The sequence below is a fragment of the Caballeronia sp. AZ1_KS37 genome (assembly GCF_023631165.1).
GTDB classification, from domain to species: domain Bacteria; phylum Pseudomonadota; class Gammaproteobacteria; order Burkholderiales; family Burkholderiaceae; genus Caballeronia; species Caballeronia zhejiangensis.
On sequence record NZ_JALQDP010000005.1, the window covers coordinates 1 to 17,365 of the forward strand.

Below are 17,365 nucleotides of genomic sequence, written 5' to 3' on the forward strand. Positions count from 1 at the left end.
GGACGCCAGATTCAATATACAAGTAACCAAAGAAAGCAGCTTCCGATACGCCCGCGGTCACACGCAATTTGGGTAGTTCTCTCGTCCAAGGTGGCACTCGCCTAAAGAGTGCCCTCAAAGGACTAACGGGGCTTGGATCGCGCGCGGTCTGCCGCCCGAATGCGTCGAGCGCGCTGGTTCAGCACGAAAGAGCTTCGGCCCAGCGCTACGCGCTGCCGCCGGGTATGCAAGGGAAACCAACGTGCGGCACTTGCGGAGAGATGGAGACGTTAGTAGAGAAGCACGCGCAGACCCGATTGACTGGTCGGCCGCGAAGCGGGCTGGAGCTGTTTGGTGCTGAACCAGTTTGGTGTGTGGTGCGATGTGGCAGACCGTGCGCGAGCCAAGCCCGATGGGGCCTATGAGGGCACTCTTTAGGCAGCCCACGATGGACGAGAGGACTACCCAAATTGCGTGTGACCGCGGGCGTATCGGGAGCTGCTTTCTTTGGTTACTTTCTTTGCAGCAGCAAAGAAAGTGACTGCCGCCCCGCACAGGGGCAGTGCTAACAGACCGACACGAAAACGGGATCCGGCGAAATCGCAAGCGAACCACCACAACAAGCGCCAGCAAGAACCCCAAAAAAAACCATGCCCCGCCCAACCCCAGAAGAACTCCTCGACAAACTCCACCGCGAGGAAGAAAAACGCGAGCGCGGCAGACTGAAGATTTTCTTCGGCGCATCGGCGGGCGTAGGCAAGACCTTCGCGATGTTGCAGGCCGCACGCCGCCGCCGCGATGAAGGCGTGGAAGTAGTCGTCGGCCTGGTCGAAACGCATGGCCGCAAGGAAACCCTTGCACTGGTCGAAGGCCTCGAAACGCTGCCGCCCGCACGCATCGAACACCGCGGCCGTCTGCTCGCCGAATTCGACCTCGACGCCGCGCTCGCCCGAAAACCGCAACTCATCCTCGTCGACGAACTCGCGCACTCGAACGTGCACGGCTCGCGCCACATGAAGCGCTGGCAAGACGTGCAAGAACTGCTCGACGCGGGCATCGACGTCTATACGACCGTCAACGTCCAGCACCTCGAAAGCCTCAACGACATCGTCGGGCGCATCACCGGCATTCGGGTCTGGGAGACCGTGCCCGATCGAATCTTCGACCTCGCCGATGAAGTCACGCTCGTCGACCTGCCGCCCGAAGAACTGCTCGACCGTCTGCGCGAAGGCAAGGTCTACCTGCCGGCGCAGGCCGAGCACGCCGTGCGCAACTTTTTTCGCAAGGGCAATCTGATCGCGCTGCGCGAACTCGCCTTGCGCCGCACGGCCGATCGCGTCGACGCGCAAATGCGCGAATACCGCGCCGATCAGTCGATCGAACGCATCTGGCGCGCGCGCGAACGGCTCATCGCGTGCATCGGCCCGGGACCGGAAAGCGCGACGCTCGTGCGCGCGGCCGCGCGGCTCGCCACGGCGCTCAAGGCCGACTGGCTCGCGGTGTACGTCGAGACGCCGAAGCTGCAGCGCCTCTCCGACGATCAGCGCCGCCGCACGCTCGACGCGCTCAAGCTCGCCTCCGAACTCGGCGCGGAAACCGTCACGCTCGATGGCGCCGATGCCGCCGCGACGCTCATCGACTACGCGCACATGCGCAACGTGTCGAAGCTCGTGGCGGGCGCGTCGGCGAGCGGCGAATGGCGGCGTCTCATCGCTCGGCCGGTGAGCGAGCGCATCATCCGGCAAGGATCCGATATCGACGTGACGCTCGTGTCGACCGGTACACGCGACGAGCCACGCCGCACGATCACGCAAGCGTTCGGCACCTGGCGCGACGGCGCGCACTCGCCGCCGCGCGCCTATCTTCATGCGCTCGCGATCGGCGGGGGCATCACGCTCGTCGCCGACATGCTCGCCGCCCGTCAGTTCGCAATCACGAATCTCGTGATGCTCTATCTGCTCGGCGTGATCTTCGCGGCCGTGCGGCTCGGGCGCGGTCCCGGCGTGATGCTGTCGTTTCTGTCGGTCGCCGCGTTCGACTTCTTCTTCGTGCCGCCCGAGCTGTCTTTCTCCGTGACGGACACGCAGTATCTGCTCACGTTCCTCGTCATGCTGCTGACCTCGCTCACGATCAGTCATCTGACGTCGAGCCTGCGGCGCGAGGCGCGCATCGCATCGCAACGCGAGCGGCGCACCGGCGCGATGTACGCGATGACCAAGGAACTCGGCGCCGCGTTGATGACCGAGCAGATCATCGAGATCGGCACGCGCCACGTCGCCGAAGTGTTTCAGGCGAAGGTCGTGATGCTCCTGCCCGACGCCGCCGAGAAAGTGTGGCAGAAAGTGGACGAACCGAATCCCGATGTGACGCTCGATGCCGCGCGTCTCGATCTCGACATCGCGCAATGGGTCTATGACCAGCAGAAACCGGCGGGACGCGGCACCGAGACCTTGCCCGCGAGCCAGGCGCTCTATCTGCCGCTCAAGGCGCCGATGCGCACGCGCGGCGTGCTCGCGCTCGTGACCGGGCGCGAAGCCGAACTCGCGGTGCCCGAGCAGCGCCGCATGATCGAAACGTTCGCGTCGCAGATCGCGCTTGCGCTGGAACGCGTGCATTACGTCGAAATCGCGCAGGACGCGCTCGTCAACATGGAATCGGAGCGCCTGCGCAACTCGCTTTTATCCGCGATATCGCACGATCTGCGCACGCCGCTCACCTCGATCGTCGGCTTCGCTTCGGTGCTGGAGGAAGAGGCGCGGGAAGCAGGCGGCCAGAGCGAGGCATCGCAGGAACTCGTGCACGCGATCCACGAAGAAGCGCTGCGCATGAGCGGCCTCGTGATCAATCTGCTCGACATGGCGCGTCTGCAGGCGGGCGCGATCCGGCTGAATCGTCAATGGTCGATGCTCGAAGAAACCGTGGGCGCCGCGCTCGCGAGTTCGCGCCGCGTGCTCGCCGGGCGTCCCGTACAGACGCGCGTGCCGGCGGACCTGCCCTTGCTGCAACTCGACGCCGTGCTGATGGAGCGTCTCTTCGCCAACCTGCTGGAAAACGCCGCGAAGTACACGCCGCCCGCGACGCCGATCCGCATCGGCGCGGCGCTCGCGCACGACGGCGATGCGCGCTTCGTGCGCGTGTGCATCGACGATGAAGGGCCGGGCGTGCCGGCCGGCATGCAGAACCGTCTCTTCGACAAGTTCACGCGCGGCGAGAAGGAATCGGCGCAACCGGGCATCGGGCTCGGTCTCGCCATCTGCCGCGCGATCGTCGAGGCGCATGGCGGGCACATCGGCGTCGAGAATCGCGCGGACGCGAACGGGCGCATTCTGGGCGCACGATTCTGGTTCACGCTGCCGGCCAACGATGCGCCGCCCGAAGAATTGCCGCCCGACGAGGATGTCGACTCGAAGGCGGCCGCGCCGGGAACGGACGATGTCTGACGCGGCGAATTATGATGTCGGCTCACGAGCAAACTGAAAACCAACGATGAGCCAACCGACTTTGAACGGCGAGCGCGTGCAGCTTCGTCCGCTGCAACGCGAGGATCGCGCCGCCTTGCTCGATGCAGCCGCCGACGGCGAACTCTGGAATCTGAGCGTGACGGTCGTGCCGAACGAAGACACCATCGATCGTTATATCGACACCGCCCTCGCGGGCCGCGATGCCGGCACCGTGATGCCGTTCGTGATCGTGCGCGCCAGCGATGCGCGCGTCGTCGGCAGCACGCGTTACTGGAAGATCGACCGCGTGAACCGCAAGCTCGAAATCGGACATACGTGGCTCGCGGCATCGACGCAGCGCACGGGCATCAACACGGAAGCGAAGTTTCTGCTGCTCGCGCACGCGTTCGAAGCAATGCGTTGCGTGCGCGTGCAGTTCACCACCGACGAGCTCAATGCGAAATCGCGCGCGGCGATACTCGGCGTCGGCGCGAAACAGGAAGGCATCGTGCGGCACGAGCGCATCATGCCCGATGGCCGCAAGCGCAATTCGGTGCGCTTTTCGATCATCGACGACGAATGGCCCGACGTCAAAGCGATGCTGCTCGCCAAGCTCACGCGTCGAGCGTAGCGCGCGCCTTCAGCGCTTTCACGCGCGCCTTCATGAACGCGACGAAGCGGCGCGTGACGGTGTCGTCGCGTTCGTCTTGCCATGCAAGTCCGACGCGCCAGCCCGCCGCTCGATCGCGCAATGTCAGCACGCGCGCATCGCGCAGCAAGTACTGCGCGCGCGATGGCAGGAACGCAGCGCCCACGCCGCCCGCCACCGATGCGAGCACGGACTGGATATCGTCCGCTTCCTGAATCACGCGCGGCGCGAAATCGTGCTCCGCGCACCAGCGATCGATCTGCGCAGCAAGCCCCGGCCCGCGCCCACGCGACAGCGCGATGAATCCCGGTTCGTTCAGTTCGTTCAGATTCGCGGGCAGACGCTCGTAGCGCGTGTGCTCGGGCACGGCGAGCGCGAGCGTTTCATTGAGCACGGTGAAGCCGGAAAGCCCGGCGCTCGCGGGCATCCGCATGAATCCGACATCGAGCTTGTTCGCGAGGATGCGGCGCGTCTGTTCGTGCGACGAGAGATCGTGCAGCGTGATGCTCACGTCCGGATTCAGCGCGCCGAATTCGGCGATCAGCTTCGGCACATGCGTGAGCGTCGACAGGCACAAGCCGACGCGCAGAAATCCGCGCGCGCCGCTCGCGGCTTCGCGTGCGCGGGCCAGCACGGCGTCGGCGTCGCGCACGAGCGCTTGCGCATCGCCGATGAAGCCCGCGCCGAACGTCGTCAGATCCGCGCCGTGGCGTCCGCGTTCGAAGAGGCGCGCGCCGAGGCTTTCTTCGAGCGACGCAATCTGCTTGCTGAGCGCAGGCTGGCTCAAGTGCAGCGCTTCGGCGGCACGGCCGAAATGACGCAATTCGGCGATGGTGAGAAAGGAGCGCAGGAGTTTTAATTCCATTTGGCGATCGAACACGTCGAAACATTCATTTTACTTATCGATTGCCGAGCGCTTCAATGAGGATACTCACTCGTCACATCGGGAGTTCCACTTGGATGCCGCATCGTTTCGTGTCGCCGTCATCGCGCTCGAATCGCGGAAGGGCGATGCCGCGCTCGACTGTCGATTCATCGCCGCAAAGCTCGCCTATGCCGCGCGCCAAGGCGTGTGGCTCGCGCTGTTTTCCCCTTCGGGTATCGACGATTCGCGCGCCGATCCGTTCGACGATCCGTCGATTCACGCGATCGCCGCCGCCGTCGATGAAAGCGGCGTCGCGGCGGGCGTCGGCTGGATCGAGCGCACCGAAGACGGCGGGCGCTTCGACAGCTACGCGATATGTTTTCCCGGCGGCGCGCGCGTGCGTCATCGCATGCCGAGTGCGGCGCGGCGCGGTTCGCACAGCGGCAATCGCCTCGGCGTATTCGACGCGCATCCGCTTGCGCACGAGACGGAGCGCACGACGGAACGCACGATGCCGCGCGGTTCGCTGCCGCTCAGTTTCGCGATCGTCGGCCGTCATCGATTGACGGGTTGAATCGCGCCTCCGCACGGCTTTTATGTCCCGATACAATCGGACGAACAGCCCGGCACGGAGGTTTCGCACATGGATTTGATCATTCGCCGCGCGGCGCTCGCTCACTCGCGCGAACTCGTCGACATCGGCATGGAGGCGGGGCGCATCGCCGCGATCGAGCGGCATCTTGCGGCCACCGCGCGCGAGGAAATCGATGCGAACGGCTCGCTCGTCACCGCGCCTTTCGTCGACGCGCACTTCCATATGGACGCGACGCTTTCCTACGGCCTGCCGCGCGTGAATGCGTCCGGCACGCTGCTCGAAGGCATCGCGCTATGGGGTGAATTGAAGCCGGATCTCACGCAGGAAGCGCTCGTCGAGCGCGCGCTGCAGTACTGCGACTGGGCCGTCGCGCGCGGATTGCTCGCGATCCGTTCTCACGTCGATGTGTGCGATCCGCGGCTTCTGGCCGTCGAAGCGCTCGTCGAAGTGAAACGGCGCGTGAAGCCGTATCTCGATCTGCAACTTGTCGCGTTTCCGCAGGACGGCGTGTTGCGCAGCCCGGGCGCGTTCGACAATCTGAAGCGCGCGATCGCGATGGGCGTCGATGTCGTCGGCGGCATTCCGCACTTCGAGCGCACGATGGCGGACGGCGCGGCATCGGTGAAACTGCTGTGCGAATACGCGGCGGAGCAGGGCTTGCGCGTGGACATGCACTGCGACGAGTCCGACGATCCGATGTCGCGCCACATCGAAACGCTCGCTGCGGAGACGCATCGGCTCGGCTTGCATGGACGCGTCACCGGCTCGCATCTCACGTCGATGCATTCGATGGACAACTACTACGTCAGCAAGCTTATTCCGCTGATGCGCGAGGCGGGCGTGAATGCGATCGCGAATCCGCTCATCAACATCACGTTGCAGGGGCGCTCCGATACTTACCCGAAGCGGCGCGGCATGACGCGCGTGCCGGAACTGATGGCGGCGGGCATCACAGTCGCGTTCGGGCACGATTGCGTGATGGATCCGTGGTACAGCCTGGGTTCGGGCGACATGCTCGACGTCGCGCACATGGGCTTGCACGTCGCGCAGATGACGGGCGTCGACGCGATGCGCGCGTGCTTCGATGCGGTCACGAAAAATCCTGCGCGGATTCTCGGGCTCGAAGGGTATGGCATCGAAGTGGGCTGCAACGCGGATTGCGTGGTGCTGGATGCGCGCGATCCTGTCGAAGCGATTCGGCTGCGGGCGGCGCGAACGGTTGTTGTCAGGCGGGGGAAGGTGGTGAGCCGGAGTCCGGCCGTGCGCGCGACGCTGGCGCTGGAAGGAAGGCCGGGGGAGGTGGATTTCAGGATCGAGAGGCGATAAAAAAAACCCGGTCCTCGCGGACCGGGTTTTCGCATCAATCGGCAGGAGGCGTCAATGCACCGTCGCGCCCGACATCCCGTTATGCCTCAACAACGCGTCGATATCCGGCTCGCGCCCACGGAACGCCTTGAACGATTCCATCGCCGGACGGCTGCCGCCGACTTCCAGAATCTCGCGACGATAACGCGTACCCGTGGTCGCATCGAGCACCGAACCGCTTCCGGCCTTCGCGGCTTCCTCGAACGCGGCGTACGCATCGGCGGATAAAACTTCTGCCCACTTGTAGCTGTAATACCCCGCCGCATACCCGCCCGCGAAAATATGGCTGAACGTATTCGGCCAGCGCGAGAAGGGCGCCTGCGGGATCACATGGAACTTCTCGTTGATCGCGCGTGCGAGATCGTTGACGTTCTGCGTCGCGTTGGCCGGATCGTAGGACGTGTGCAGCACCATATCGAACATCGAAAAGACGATCTGGCGCAGCGTGCCCAAACCGCTCTGGAAGTTCTTCGCGGCGAGCATCTTGTCGAACAGTTCGCGCGGCAGCGGCGCGCCGGTTTCGACGTGCGCGGACATGTCGGTCAACACGTCCCATTCCCAGCAGAAATTCTCCATGAACTGCGACGGCAGTTCGACCGCATCCCACTCCACGCCGTTGATGCCCGACACGCCCAGTTCGTCGATGCGCGTCAGCATGTGATGCAGCCCATGCCCGAATTCGTGGAACAGCGTGATGACTTCATCGTGCGTGAAGCATGCGGGTTTGCCGCCCACCGGCGCCGAAAAGTTGCAGGTGAGATAAGCAACCGGCGTCTGCACGCCGCCTTCGCCGCGCTTGTGACGCGAGCGCGCGTCGTCCATCCATGCGCCGCCGCGCTTGCCTTCGCGCGCGTAGAGGTCGAGATAGAACTGCGCGACGAGCGTGCCGTCCTTGTTCTCGACGCGGAAAAAGCGCACGTCCGGATTCCACACGGCGGCTTCGTCGCGGCGGATCGACACGTTGAAGAGCGTCTCCGTCACCTTGAAGAGGCCCTTCAACACGGCTTCTTGAGGGAAGTACTGCTTCACTTCGTTTTCCGAGAACGAATAGCGCCTCTGACGCAGCTTCTCCGCCGCGTACGCGATGTCCCACGGTTGCAACTCGGGCATGCCGAGCTCGGTCGCGGCGAACGCGCGCAGTTCCATCCAGTCGTTTTCGGCGTAGGGGCGGGCGCGCTTCGCCAAGTCTTCGAGGAACGCGATGACCTGCGCGGGCGATTCCGCCATCTTCGGCGCGAGCGACACTTCCGCGAAGTTCTGATAACCGAGCGTCTTCGCTTCTTCCTCGCGCAGCTTCAGATGCTCGACGACGTTCGCCGTGTTGTCCCATTCGGCCTTGCCGTTGCCATAGGTCGCGCCGAGTTCGGACGCGCGCGTGACGTACGCGCGATACATCGCCTCGCGCATCGGACGATGCTCCGAATATTGCAGCACCGGGAAATACGACGGGAAATGCAGCGTGAACTTCCAGCCTTCCTTGCCGTCGCGTTGCGCGGCTTCGTGGGCGGCTTCGATCACGTCGTCGGGCAGACCGGCGAGATCGCTCTTCTGCGTGACGATGTACGCATAGGCGTTGGTCGAATCGAGGACGTGATCCGAAAACGCCTTCGACAGCGCCGCCTGTTCTTCCTGCAACTGCGCGAAACGCGGCTTGCGGTCTTCGGGTAATTCGGCGCCCGAGAGACGGAAATCGCGCAGCGAGTTTTCGAGGATTTTTTTGCGCTCGGCCGACAAGGCCGCGAATTCGGTACCGGCGGCGATCGCCTTGTACTTTTCGTAGAGCGCGAGATTCTGTCCGACGCTCGCCGAGAATTCGGTCACGCGCGGCAGGTTTTCAGCGTGGGCGGCGCGCAGTTCGGGCGTGTCGGCGACGGCGTTCAGATGGCCGACGATGCCCCACGCGCGCGACAATTTTTCCGATTCCTGCTCGACGGCCTCGACGACGTCTTTCCACGTCGCAGGCGTCTCGGGCGCGCTTGCACGGTCGACGGCGGCCTTGGCATTGGCAAGGAGCACATCGAGCGCGGGCGTGACGTGCGCCGGCTGAATCTCGCCGAAACGCGGAAGATCGGAGAAGTCGAGCAGCGGATTGGCCGCTGCCGCTTCGGACGTGATGGCTGACGTGGTATCGCTCATGGCTCTCCCGTGCTGATGTTGGATGACGCCGCACGGGTGTCGCGCCCCGCGCCGGCTCGTTGGGAGATTATTGGGGCGGGCGCGGCAAATTCCAATCGTTTGTTTTTAAGGGGCCGATTAAGGCAATGCCCGGCATTCCCCTACAACCCGCGGCCCCCCCACGCCGCTCAAGCCTGCGCCGCGCGCTCGGCCGCTTCGATCGTGTTGACGAGCAGCATCGTGATGGTCATCGGGCCGACGCCGCCCGGCACCGGCGTGATATAGCCCGCCACTTCCTTCACGCCCGCGAAATCGACGTCGCCGCACAGCTTGCCTTCGTCGTTGCGGTTCATGCCGACGTCGATGACCGTCGCGCCCGGCTTCACCATGTCCGCCGTGAGGATGTCGCGGCGGCCGACCGCGGCGACGATCACATCGGCGTCGCGCGTATGTTTGGCGAGGTCGCGCGTCTTGCTGTGGCAGATCGTGACGGTCGAGCCCGCTTCGAGCAGGAGCAGCGCCATCGGCTTGCCGACGATGTTCGAGCGCCCGATCACGACGGCGTTCGCGCCTTTCAGGTCGATGCCGTGCGCTTCGAACATCTTCATCACGCCGTAGGGCGTGCACGGGCGAAAGAGCGGCTTGCCGGTCAGAAGCGCGCCCGCATTGGCGACGTGAAAACCGTCGACGTCCTTTTCCGGCGCGATCGCCTCGATGACCTTGTGGCTGTCGATGTGGGCGGGCAGCGGCAGTTGCACGAGGATGCCGTGGATCGACGCATCGGCGTTGAGCTTTTCGATGTGCGCGAGCAGTTCGTTTTCGGCGAGCGTCGCGGGGAAACGGTCCATCACCGAGTGCAGGCCGTTGTCCTGGCAGGCCTTCACCTTGTTGCGCACGTAGACTTCGCTCGCCGGATTGTCGCCGACGAGCACGACGGCCAGGCCCGGCTTGTGTCCACGGGCGGAGAGGGCGGCGGCGCGCCGGGCGACATCGGCGCGAAGGGTCTTGGATAGGGCGTTGCCGTCGATGAGTTGGGCGGTCATGGCGAATCGGATCGAGGATGGGCGAGGGCGCGCGAGGGCGTGAAGCCGACGCCGTGCCCGCCGCTCTGATCGGCGACGGTGCGCGGCGCTCGCGCAAGGTGCTGGGCGCTTGCTTGGCCGCTGTGCGGCAAATGCGCCCTTGGGAAGGGCGAAATTATACCGCCGGGCGCGCTCGGGAGTCTCGGCAGGTCACCGACGTGAAACCAGAATCTCGGATCCGCTGCGTGCTGATGAGTCTTCGCCCAGCGCTTGTCAAATTACTTGCCGCTTACCAGTAAACCACCGTTCTTCCGGGATACTCCCTGCCGCGTTATTCACCGATGCTTGCAGGAGAAAATCAAGAATGTCTTTCGGAAAATGTGCAGTCATATCATTGACGTTTAGCAGTGTCGTTTTGCTTTCCGCCTGCGGTGGCGGAGGCTCCGGCGGCGCGGATGAGAACCGTCAGCCCGCCAGCGCGCCCGCCGCGGCCGCACCGGCCAGCGCGGCGTCGTCGACGGTCCCTTCGACAGATTTGCCGACCAGCGCCAGCGCGCCTGCTGCGGCGTCTTCGCCGGCAACGGTGGGGGAAGCACTGCCGAGCCTCGCGAATCCGCAAGCAGGATCGACGGCGCAAACAGGAACGAACGCCGAAGGAATCTGGACGACGAATTCGCTGACGAACCGCACCATCGCGCTAGTCGATCCGGACGGCAATATCTCGTCGCTCAATGCGATTGGGTCGATCGTGACCAGCGCACTCTATGGCGTCATCTCATACTCGCCGCAGGCCTGGACGCTGACGTCCGGTCTGTCTTTCAACAACATGCTGTTCGCGTATCCGACGAGCTCGGGAAGCGGAACCTACTCGCCGCGAAACACTTTCAGCGGGAGCTACGTCGCGAATGGAGCGACCACGGAGTTCTCGTCGAACTACGATGCAGCGAACGCATTGAGTGTCACGCAGCAGAGCGTCGCGGGCACCTGGACGCAATCGTCGACGTCGCTGACGATCGCCGACGACGGCTCTTTCACAGGCAAACTAAGCGGTTGCGACGTCAGCGGAAAAATGTTGCTGGCGACGCCCGGCAGCAATCGCAACATGTACGCCGTGACGATGAGCGTGGCGCCCGCCACTTCCTGCTCGGTGCCCGCCGGCACGACCTATACCGGCAACGCGGCCATTCTGTTCGTGCCGATCACCGGCAGCAATGGTTATCGCCGAACGGTTCTGTACAACGTGCATAACCTGAACGAACTTCGTTATGCCTACGGCCAGTTGACGAAACAATAGTCCTCTCGCCCTGAGCCGCGCGCCACCCCGCGCCCGCTCAGGGCGTCACCACCTTCCACGACGAATCCGGGTTGAACGACTTGATCGCCGCCGCCTTGCTTGCGGAAGCCGGGCCCAGATCCTTCTCGTAGATCTGTCCGTCCTGATTGACCATGAACGTCATCACGCCCGTCTGGCCGTAGCGCGCGGGCGTCGCGATGACGCCGAAACCCTGCGTCAGCCGTCCGTCCTGAAGATAGTTCTTCGCGCCGCCCGGTGCGTTCGAGCCTTGCGACGTCAGAATGCGGTAGTGATAGCCGTAGTAGCCGTCCTTGTCGGTCGGCTTGTTCGGCATCGTCTCGGCGAGCGGACCGAGCGGGCTTTCCGGCTCGCCCGGCGCCGTGTCCCAGTAAAGGCCGTCGTGCTTGCCGGGCGTGCTCACGAAGCGGTCGGCGTAGCGCCCCGCCGTCTTGCGATAGTCGTCCTGCGCGGCGACGACCGCGAGCGCGACCTGCATCGCCGATCGCTCGTTGCGCCCGATGCGCCTCGTCAGCAGCTCGTCGCGCGCGGCGCGCATGTCGAAGCGCCAGCCGTTCGCGACCTTGACGAGCGGAATCGGCAGCGTCCAGCCGTCCGTGCCCGCTTCGATGCGCGCTGAAGGATGTCCGTCGACCGTTTGCGCATCCTCGACGATGCGATGCTGCTGCGCCCACGCGCCGAGGTACGCGTAGATATCCTCCCGGCCGATGCTGCCTTCGGGCACATATCGGCGATGGTCCTTGCCGAGCACTTTGGCGAGCGCGGCTTCGTCGTTGGTGGCGATGGCGTCGGTGAACGCTTGCGCCGCCGCTTCGGGCGTCGGATAAACGGCCTGCGCGTGCGCGAGCGACGCGCCGAGCACGAGCGACGCGACCGCGAACGCGCGCAGGACGAGCTTCTTCGATGAGGCGAATGGTTTCATGTCGGGCTCCTGGATCTGGCGTTCGCCGCATTCGCGGCGTTTGACGATGGAATCGATCATCAACGGCGGAAGCCTCCGCCGCCGCCTCGATGGAACCCGCCGCCGCCTCCGCCACCGCCGTGGAATCCGCCACCGCCGCCGCCTTGAAATCCGCCGCCGCCACGTTGCACGCCGCCTCCGCCCGCGCCCAAACCACCGCCACCGCCACCGCCGCCGCCCGCCTGACGCTGAACACCGCCGCCACCCGCGCCGGCGCGCTCATGCGACTGATTGAACGACTGCCGGCTCGCCTGTCCGCGCTGCATGTCCTGGCGCGCGCCGTTGCCATCGCCCGCGCCGCGCAGCGCGTTGTCGCGATTTACGTCCTGCGAGCGCTGACGAAGATCGCTCGTCGTGCGCGCGTTCGGTCCGCCGCCCTCGCGGATGCTCTGCGCGCGCTGGCTCGCCGATTCGTTGAGGTTCTGGCCGGTGCGCTGCTGCAAGGTCTGCGCGGCTTGCGCGCGCGCATCCTCGCGGCCCCGGAACTGGTTGCCGTTCGCGCCGAGATTGGCGTTGTTCAGGTTCTGGCGGTTCGCGGCGACGTTCGTCCGGTTGAACTGCGGATCGTTGCGGTTCCAGCGCACGTTATTGCTGTTCGCATTGATGCGGTTGGCCGTGTTGATGTTGTTGTAGCGATTCACGTTGACGTTGACATCGCCGTGACCCCAGTTGCAGTTGCCCCACAGCGAATTCACGACCGCGACGCCTGTTGCGAACGCCATGCCGGTCATGAACGCCGACCCGATCGCATATCCGGGCGGCGGCGGCACATAGACCGGCGGATACGCGGGATATGGCCACGTCCCGTACACGACCGTCGGGTTGTAGGTCGGCACGTAGACGACTTGCGGATTGGCGGGCTCGATCTGGATCACCGTAGTGCTGGTGGTCGTACTGCCCGCCGGCGCGGGCGCGCTCGTGACTTTCTGCTGCTCGTTCGTCTTCAGATTGCCCGCGCTTTGCGCCGCGCGCCGCAGACGCTGAACGGAGTCCATCACGTCGCTCGGCTGCGCGATGAACGCGTTGCCGAGCTGCGTCACCCAGTCGATCTTGGCGGCCATCGTCGCGAGCGCCTGCGGGAAAGCGACGAGCGACTGCACGCTCGGGTCCCACGGCTGCGTCTGCACGGCTTTCACGGCGTCGTCGCCCTTGACGTTCGGATTCGCCTTCGACCAGTCGGCCGCTTCGGTAATCTGCGACGGATACGTCGACGCCATCAGCACTTGCGCGAGCAGCGCATCCGGATAGAGCGCGACCGGCGCGGTCAGCGCGTCGAGTTGCTGGTTCGTGAGCTTCTGGCCGGCCGGCGCGGCGTTCTGCGCTTGCGCGTCGAGCGGATGCGCGGCGAAAAGCGGCATCGCGGCGAGCGTGACGGCGAACGCGATCGCTCTTGCCGTGCCGATTTGCGAACCAATGACACCCATTCGTTTCGACATCGAATCCCCCCGTGCGAGACGTTGCGAGATCGTTGCGCGTAGCCGGGATTGAAGCGAGGAAATCGGGTAGTGATCCGGCGTGATTCAGCCAATATCACTTTTCAGTTCGGCGTTCAACGAACTTTGGCGGGAAGGAGATTCGGGCGCATTCGCTCGCGAGCGCGCCGATAAACGCGCGGCCGGCATGACGATGCCGGCCGCGAAGGGGGGAGTCGAAGCGCTTATTGCTGCGGCTTGTTCGACAGCGCGAGACGCAGCAGATCGGCCACCGTGTTCACGGAAAGCTTCTCCATGATGTTCGCGCGATGCGCTTCGACCGTCTTGATGCTGATGCCGAGATCGTCGGCGATCTGCTTGTTCAGCCGCCCGGCGATGATGCGTTCTAGCACCTGATGCTCGCGCGCCGTCAGCTTGCCCAAGCGCTCTGCGGCCGCGCGCTGCTGCTGCACGCTGGTGCTCTCGCTGCGCGCCTTTTCGAGCATGCGCTCGACGAGCTTGCGCAGTTCGGCTTCGTCGAACGGCTTCTCGATGAAGTCCATCGCGCCCTTCTTCATGGTCGAGACGGCCATCGGGACGTCGCCGTGCCCCGTCACGAAGATGATCGGCAAGAGCGAGTTCTCGGCGATGAGCTTCTCCTGCAGTTCGAGCCCCGTCATGCCGGCCATGCGCACGTCGAGGATCAGGCAGGAAATCGCGCCGGAATGGGCGATCGGCAGGTAGACGTCGAGGAACGATTCCGCGCTGGAGAAACACTGAACGCGATAGCCGTTTGCTTCGAGCAGCCAGCGCAAGGAATCACGTACGGCTTCGTCATCGTCGACGACGAAGACGGTTTCCTGAGTGGTGACTGTGCTCATAGTTCTCCCGTAACTGTTTGTTGTCTCGTATGTTCGTCCTGCGCATCCGTGCCGCCCGTGCCCGAGCCGCCTTCCACTTCGCCGATCGGCAGGCTGCAGTGGAAAGTCGCGCCGGTCACGTGGCCGTCCGCTTCGACGTTGTTGACCACCCAAAGGCGCCCGCGATGCGACTCGATGATCGAACGGCAGATGTTCAACCCCATGCCCATGCCGTCGGACTTGGTGCTGTAGAACGGCTCGAAGAGACGCTCGGCGGTTGCTTCGTCCACGCCCGGACCCTGATCGACCACGCTGATGCACACGAAGCCGCCGTCCATGCGCTGCACGACTACGCGTATCACCGGATCGACGGCGTGTGGTTTCGCATCATGCATCGCCTCGGCCGCGTTTTTCAACAGGTTGACCAACACTTGTTCGATCAAAACCGGGTCGACGTAAATGACGGGCATCCGCGAACGGATTTCGGTGACGATGCGGATCTTGCGTTTGCGCGCCTCGATCTCGGCGAGACCGACCGCGTCCGCGACGATATCCGCGACGCGCGCCGCCTGGCGCTTCGGTTCGCTGCGCTTCACGAACTCGCGGATGCGCTTGATGATCATGCCCGCGCGCACGGCCTGCTGCGCGGTTTTTTCGAGCACCGGAAGCAGCGTTTCCTGCGTCATGCGGCCGGATTTCACGAGCGCGACGCAGCCCGAGCAATAGTTGTTGATCGCGGCGAGCGGCTGATTCAGCTCGTGCGCGAGCGATGACGCCATTTCGCCCATCGTCATCAGGCGGCTCGTGAACTGGAGCTTTTCTTCCTGCTGATGCGCGAGTTCCTGCGCCTGCTTCCTCTGCGTGATGTCGGTGGCGATCTGCATCTGCGCGAGATGGCCGTCGACCCACTGAATGTACTGGCGGCGCACCTCGAACCACTTCTGAATGCCTTCGACGTAGACCTCCTGCGCGTCCGCCGAGCTTTCCGTGAGGGCGGTGGCGGGCAGGCCCGCGTAGGTGTCGACCATGTCGATGGTGTCGGACGAACTCTGCGAACCGCCGTCGAACGCCGCGCCCGCGAGTTCCAGATGGCCGTCCGGACGAATGCCGAACAGATGCCGGTAATAGCGGTTCGCGAACAGCAGTTCGGCTTCGTCGGCGGCGAGCACGGAGACGGCGGCGTCGAGACTTTCGAGGACGGTGGTGAAGCGCTCGTGCGCGGCGGCGAGTTCCTCACGCGCGCGTTTCGGTTCGGTGATGTCCGTCATCGACGACATCCAGCCCGTCTGACGGCCGGAACTGTCGATGAGCGGCGAGACATAGAGTCGCGCGTGGAAAAATGACCCGTCTTTTCGGCGCACACGCAGTTCGAAACCGGAAGAGGGCGCTTTGCCGCGCAGCGTCATGTCGAGCTGGCGCTGCATCTCCGGATACGCGTCGCGCGGCCAGTACGGGAACGGCGCGTTCTTGCCGACGAGATCGCTTTCGTCCCAGCCCGTCATCCGGCAGAACGCCGGATTCACGTGCGTGATGCGGCCGTGCATGTCGAGCACGCGCATGCCGATCAGCACGGAGTTTTCCATCGCGCGACGGAAGAACGCCTCGGCGTAGAGCGCCTGCTGCGCCTCGAAGCGCTGGCGCGTGTGCTTCCACAGACTCCAGAGACTCCACAGCACGAAGCACGACAAACCGGCGACGAGCCAGACGAGCGTGTTGTTGGTGAAGTTCGTGAGCTGCGGATACGAGTACACGCGCACCGACAGGCCTTGTCCGGGCGGGTCGAGCGGCAGGTCGTAGAACATGTCGCGCGGCAGGCGCGGGCGGCTCGATGTGGTCGCGAGCTCGCGGTTGTTCAGATCGGTGATGGAAATCTTGTATTTGGCCGACAATTCGCTCGGAATGTCGTGCTTCAGTATGCCTTCGATCGAGAACACGGCCGCGATCGAGCCGAGGAATTCGCGGTCGCGGAAAACCGGCGTCTGCAGCGTGATGTAGCCGTTGCCGAGATCGTCGTACAGCAACGGCGAGTAGACTTGGCGGCGGGTGGTGCGCGCTTCGTCGAAGGCGGCCTGCACGGCCTCGTCCATCTGCGTGTCGTTCGGCTTGGCGAGGCGCGATCCGAGCACGGGCAGCGGCGTATTCGGCCAGCGCGGCTTATGCTCGCTCGTGTACCAGTTCATGTAGAGGATCTCAGGATGCCCCTGCATGATGTCGGTGGACGATGTCTGGAAGGTTTGCGGATCGCCGTGCCCGGTCGCAATGTCGCGCGCGAGCGCCTGGATCTGCTCCTGCGCACCGGTCATCGACAGGCGAATTTGTTGCTGAGCCCACGCGACATTGCGATAAAGCGTGTCTTCCTGCTGCTGTTGCTCGCGCCGGTTCAGGCTCCAGAGAATCAGACTCATCACGATCAGAAACACCAGGATCGAAATGAGCGGCGTGAGTAAATAGGAGTTCGACCACCACGGTCCGTGGTGCCAGCGGGAGGGCGAGGCGTCGGTCGGCTTGCGCGCGGACCTCGCCGAGCGTTTGATCAGCCGTTCGGTCAACATGGAGCGATTGTAACGCACCACCTGATTGTTAAATGGCGTAAAAAGACGGTAAAGCGTGCTCAGTTGCAGGAAAAGGAGGAGAAACATCTGAACAAAAAAGTCTTATCGGACGGTGCGTTGCAGCAATTTTTCGCATGGTGAGATTAGCTCTCATGATTTGAAAAATTCCTTGCGTCATGGTCTGGACCCTCTTTAGAATTGCCGGCACGCGGCCAGTGCCCGCTTTTCCGCGTGTGTT

General features: G+C 64.3%; 13 protein-coding genes. 5 read left to right on the top strand and 8 right to left on the bottom strand.

Annotated elements, in window-relative coordinates:
* Nucleotides 1-629 precede the first annotated feature (629 nt).
* Together NCS00_RS05315 and NCS00_RS05320 are read left to right on the top strand one after the other, a co-directional pair.
* Nucleotides 630-3,419: a DUF4118 domain-containing protein gene (locus NCS00_RS05315; protein ID WP_250439524.1), complete on the top strand. Its 2,790-nt coding sequence runs from the start codon at nt 630-632 to the stop codon at nt 3,417-3,419.
* 46 nt (nt 3,420-3,465) lie between these two features.
* Nucleotides 3,466-4,050, top strand: coding sequence for a GNAT family N-acetyltransferase (locus tag NCS00_RS05320; protein ID WP_008350495.1), 585 nt, complete (start codon nt 3,466-3,468; stop codon nt 4,048-4,050).
* Here NCS00_RS05320 and NCS00_RS05325 read toward each other — a convergent pair.
* On the bottom strand, nt 4,034-4,933 hold the full coding sequence (locus NCS00_RS05325; protein WP_250439526.1) for a LysR family transcriptional regulator: 900 nt from the start codon (nt 4,931-4,933) through the stop codon (nt 4,034-4,036). The two genes, NCS00_RS05320 and NCS00_RS05325, sit on opposite strands and share 17 nt — an antisense overlap.
* Nucleotides 4,934-5,024: 91 nt before the next feature.
* Between NCS00_RS05325 and NCS00_RS05330 the strand changes: the two genes are divergently transcribed.
* Together NCS00_RS05330 and NCS00_RS05335 are read left to right on the top strand one after the other, a co-directional pair.
* Entirely contained in the window at nt 5,025-5,507 is a 483-nt protein-coding gene (locus tag NCS00_RS05330) for a carbon-nitrogen hydrolase family protein (protein ID WP_244807881.1), read from the top strand.
* A gap of 69 nt (nt 5,508-5,576) precedes the next feature.
* Complete coding sequence (locus NCS00_RS05335; protein WP_008350489.1) at nt 5,577-6,854, top strand: amidohydrolase family protein; 1,278 nt, start codon at nt 5,577-5,579, stop codon at nt 6,852-6,854.
* Nucleotides 6,855-6,905: 51 nt separating this feature from the next.
* Here NCS00_RS05335 and NCS00_RS05340 read toward each other — a convergent pair whose 3' ends face one another.
* The 3 genes from NCS00_RS05340 to NCS00_RS05350 form a co-directional block, all read right to left on the bottom strand.
* Nucleotides 6,906-9,029: a M3 family metallopeptidase gene (locus NCS00_RS05340; protein WP_250439528.1), complete on the bottom strand. Its 2,124-nt coding sequence runs from the start codon at nt 9,027-9,029 to the stop codon at nt 6,906-6,908.
* Nucleotides 9,030-9,196: 167 nt separating this feature from the next.
* Nucleotides 9,197-10,051: a bifunctional methylenetetrahydrofolate dehydrogenase/methenyltetrahydrofolate cyclohydrolase FolD gene (gene folD, locus NCS00_RS05345; RefSeq protein WP_250439530.1), complete on the bottom strand. Its 855-nt coding sequence runs from the start codon at nt 10,049-10,051 to the stop codon at nt 9,197-9,199.
* A 444-nt stretch (nt 10,052-10,495) separates the two neighbouring features.
* Nucleotides 10,496-10,723 carry a hypothetical protein gene (locus NCS00_RS05350; protein ID WP_235366345.1) on the bottom strand — a complete coding sequence of 76 codons (228 nt, stop codon included), beginning with the start codon at nt 10,721-10,723 and terminating at the stop codon, nt 10,496-10,498.
* 55 nt (nt 10,724-10,778) lie between these two features.
* Between NCS00_RS05350 and NCS00_RS05355 the strand changes: the two genes are divergently transcribed.
* Nucleotides 10,779-11,324 carry a hypothetical protein gene (locus NCS00_RS05355; protein ID WP_239294958.1) on the top strand — a complete coding sequence of 182 codons (546 nt, stop codon included), beginning with the start codon at nt 10,779-10,781 and terminating at the stop codon, nt 11,322-11,324.
* A gap of 37 nt (nt 11,325-11,361) precedes the next feature.
* On the opposite strand, the gene NCS00_RS05360 is transcribed toward NCS00_RS05355, so the two are convergent.
* The 4 genes from NCS00_RS05360 to fixL all read right to left on the bottom strand — a co-directional run bounded on the left by NCS00_RS05360 (nt 11,362) and on the right by fixL (nt 17,127).
* A complete protein-coding gene (locus NCS00_RS05360) occupies nt 11,362-12,264 on the bottom strand; it encodes a DUF2950 domain-containing protein (protein WP_250434439.1) in 903 nt (300 codons plus the stop codon).
* 59 nt (nt 12,265-12,323) lie between these two features.
* Entirely contained in the window at nt 12,324-13,727 is a 1,404-nt protein-coding gene (locus NCS00_RS05365; RefSeq protein WP_502801572.1) for a DUF3300 domain-containing protein, read from the bottom strand.
* A 233-nt stretch (nt 13,728-13,960) separates the two neighbouring features.
* The gene (gene fixJ, locus NCS00_RS05370) at nt 13,961-14,596 is read right to left on the bottom strand and encodes an oxygen response regulator transcription factor FixJ (protein ID WP_008350478.1); all 636 of its coding nucleotides are present in this window, start codon (nt 14,594-14,596) and stop codon (nt 13,961-13,963) included.
* The gene (gene fixL, locus NCS00_RS05375) at nt 14,593-17,127 is read right to left on the bottom strand and encodes an oxygen sensor histidine kinase FixL (protein ID WP_034472179.1); all 2,535 of its coding nucleotides are present in this window, start codon (nt 17,125-17,127) and stop codon (nt 14,593-14,595) included. Before fixL ends, fixJ begins: the two co-directional genes overlap by 4 nt.
* Nucleotides 17,128-17,365 lie beyond the last annotated feature (238 nt).

Bases quoted from the DNA above. Each gene is read 5' to 3' on its own strand.
- NCS00_RS05320 (WP_008350495.1), top strand. From the start codon at position 3,466: ATGAGCCAACCGACTTTGAACGGCGAGCGCGTGCAGCTTCGTCCGCTG.
- NCS00_RS05365 (WP_502801572.1), bottom strand. From the start codon at position 13,727: ATGGGTGTCATTGGTTCGCAAATCGGCACGGCAAGAGCGATCGCGTTC.
- NCS00_RS05360 (WP_250434439.1), bottom strand. From the start codon at position 12,264: ATGAAACCATTCGCCTCATCGAAGAAGCTCGTCCTGCGCGCGTTCGCG.
- fixL (WP_034472179.1), bottom strand. From the start codon at position 17,127: ATGTTGACCGAACGGCTGATCAAACGCTCGGCGAGGTCCGCGCGCAAG.
- NCS00_RS05315 (WP_250439524.1), top strand. From the start codon at position 630: ATGCCCCGCCCAACCCCAGAAGAACTCCTCGACAAACTCCACCGCGAG.
- folD (WP_250439530.1), bottom strand. From the start codon at position 10,051: ATGACCGCCCAACTCATCGACGGCAACGCCCTATCCAAGACCCTTCGC.
- NCS00_RS05325 (WP_250439526.1), bottom strand. From the start codon at position 4,933: ATGGAATTAAAACTCCTGCGCTCCTTTCTCACCATCGCCGAATTGCGT.
- NCS00_RS05350 (WP_235366345.1), bottom strand. From the start codon at position 10,723: ATGGTGCGGTTCGTCAGCGAATTCGTCGTCCAGATTCCTTCGGCGTTC.
- NCS00_RS05335 (WP_008350489.1), top strand. From the start codon at position 5,577: ATGGATTTGATCATTCGCCGCGCGGCGCTCGCTCACTCGCGCGAACTC.
- fixJ (WP_008350478.1), bottom strand. From the start codon at position 14,596: ATGAGCACAGTCACCACTCAGGAAACCGTCTTCGTCGTCGACGATGAC.
- NCS00_RS05340 (WP_250439528.1), bottom strand. From the start codon at position 9,029: ATGAGCGATACCACGTCAGCCATCACGTCCGAAGCGGCAGCGGCCAAT.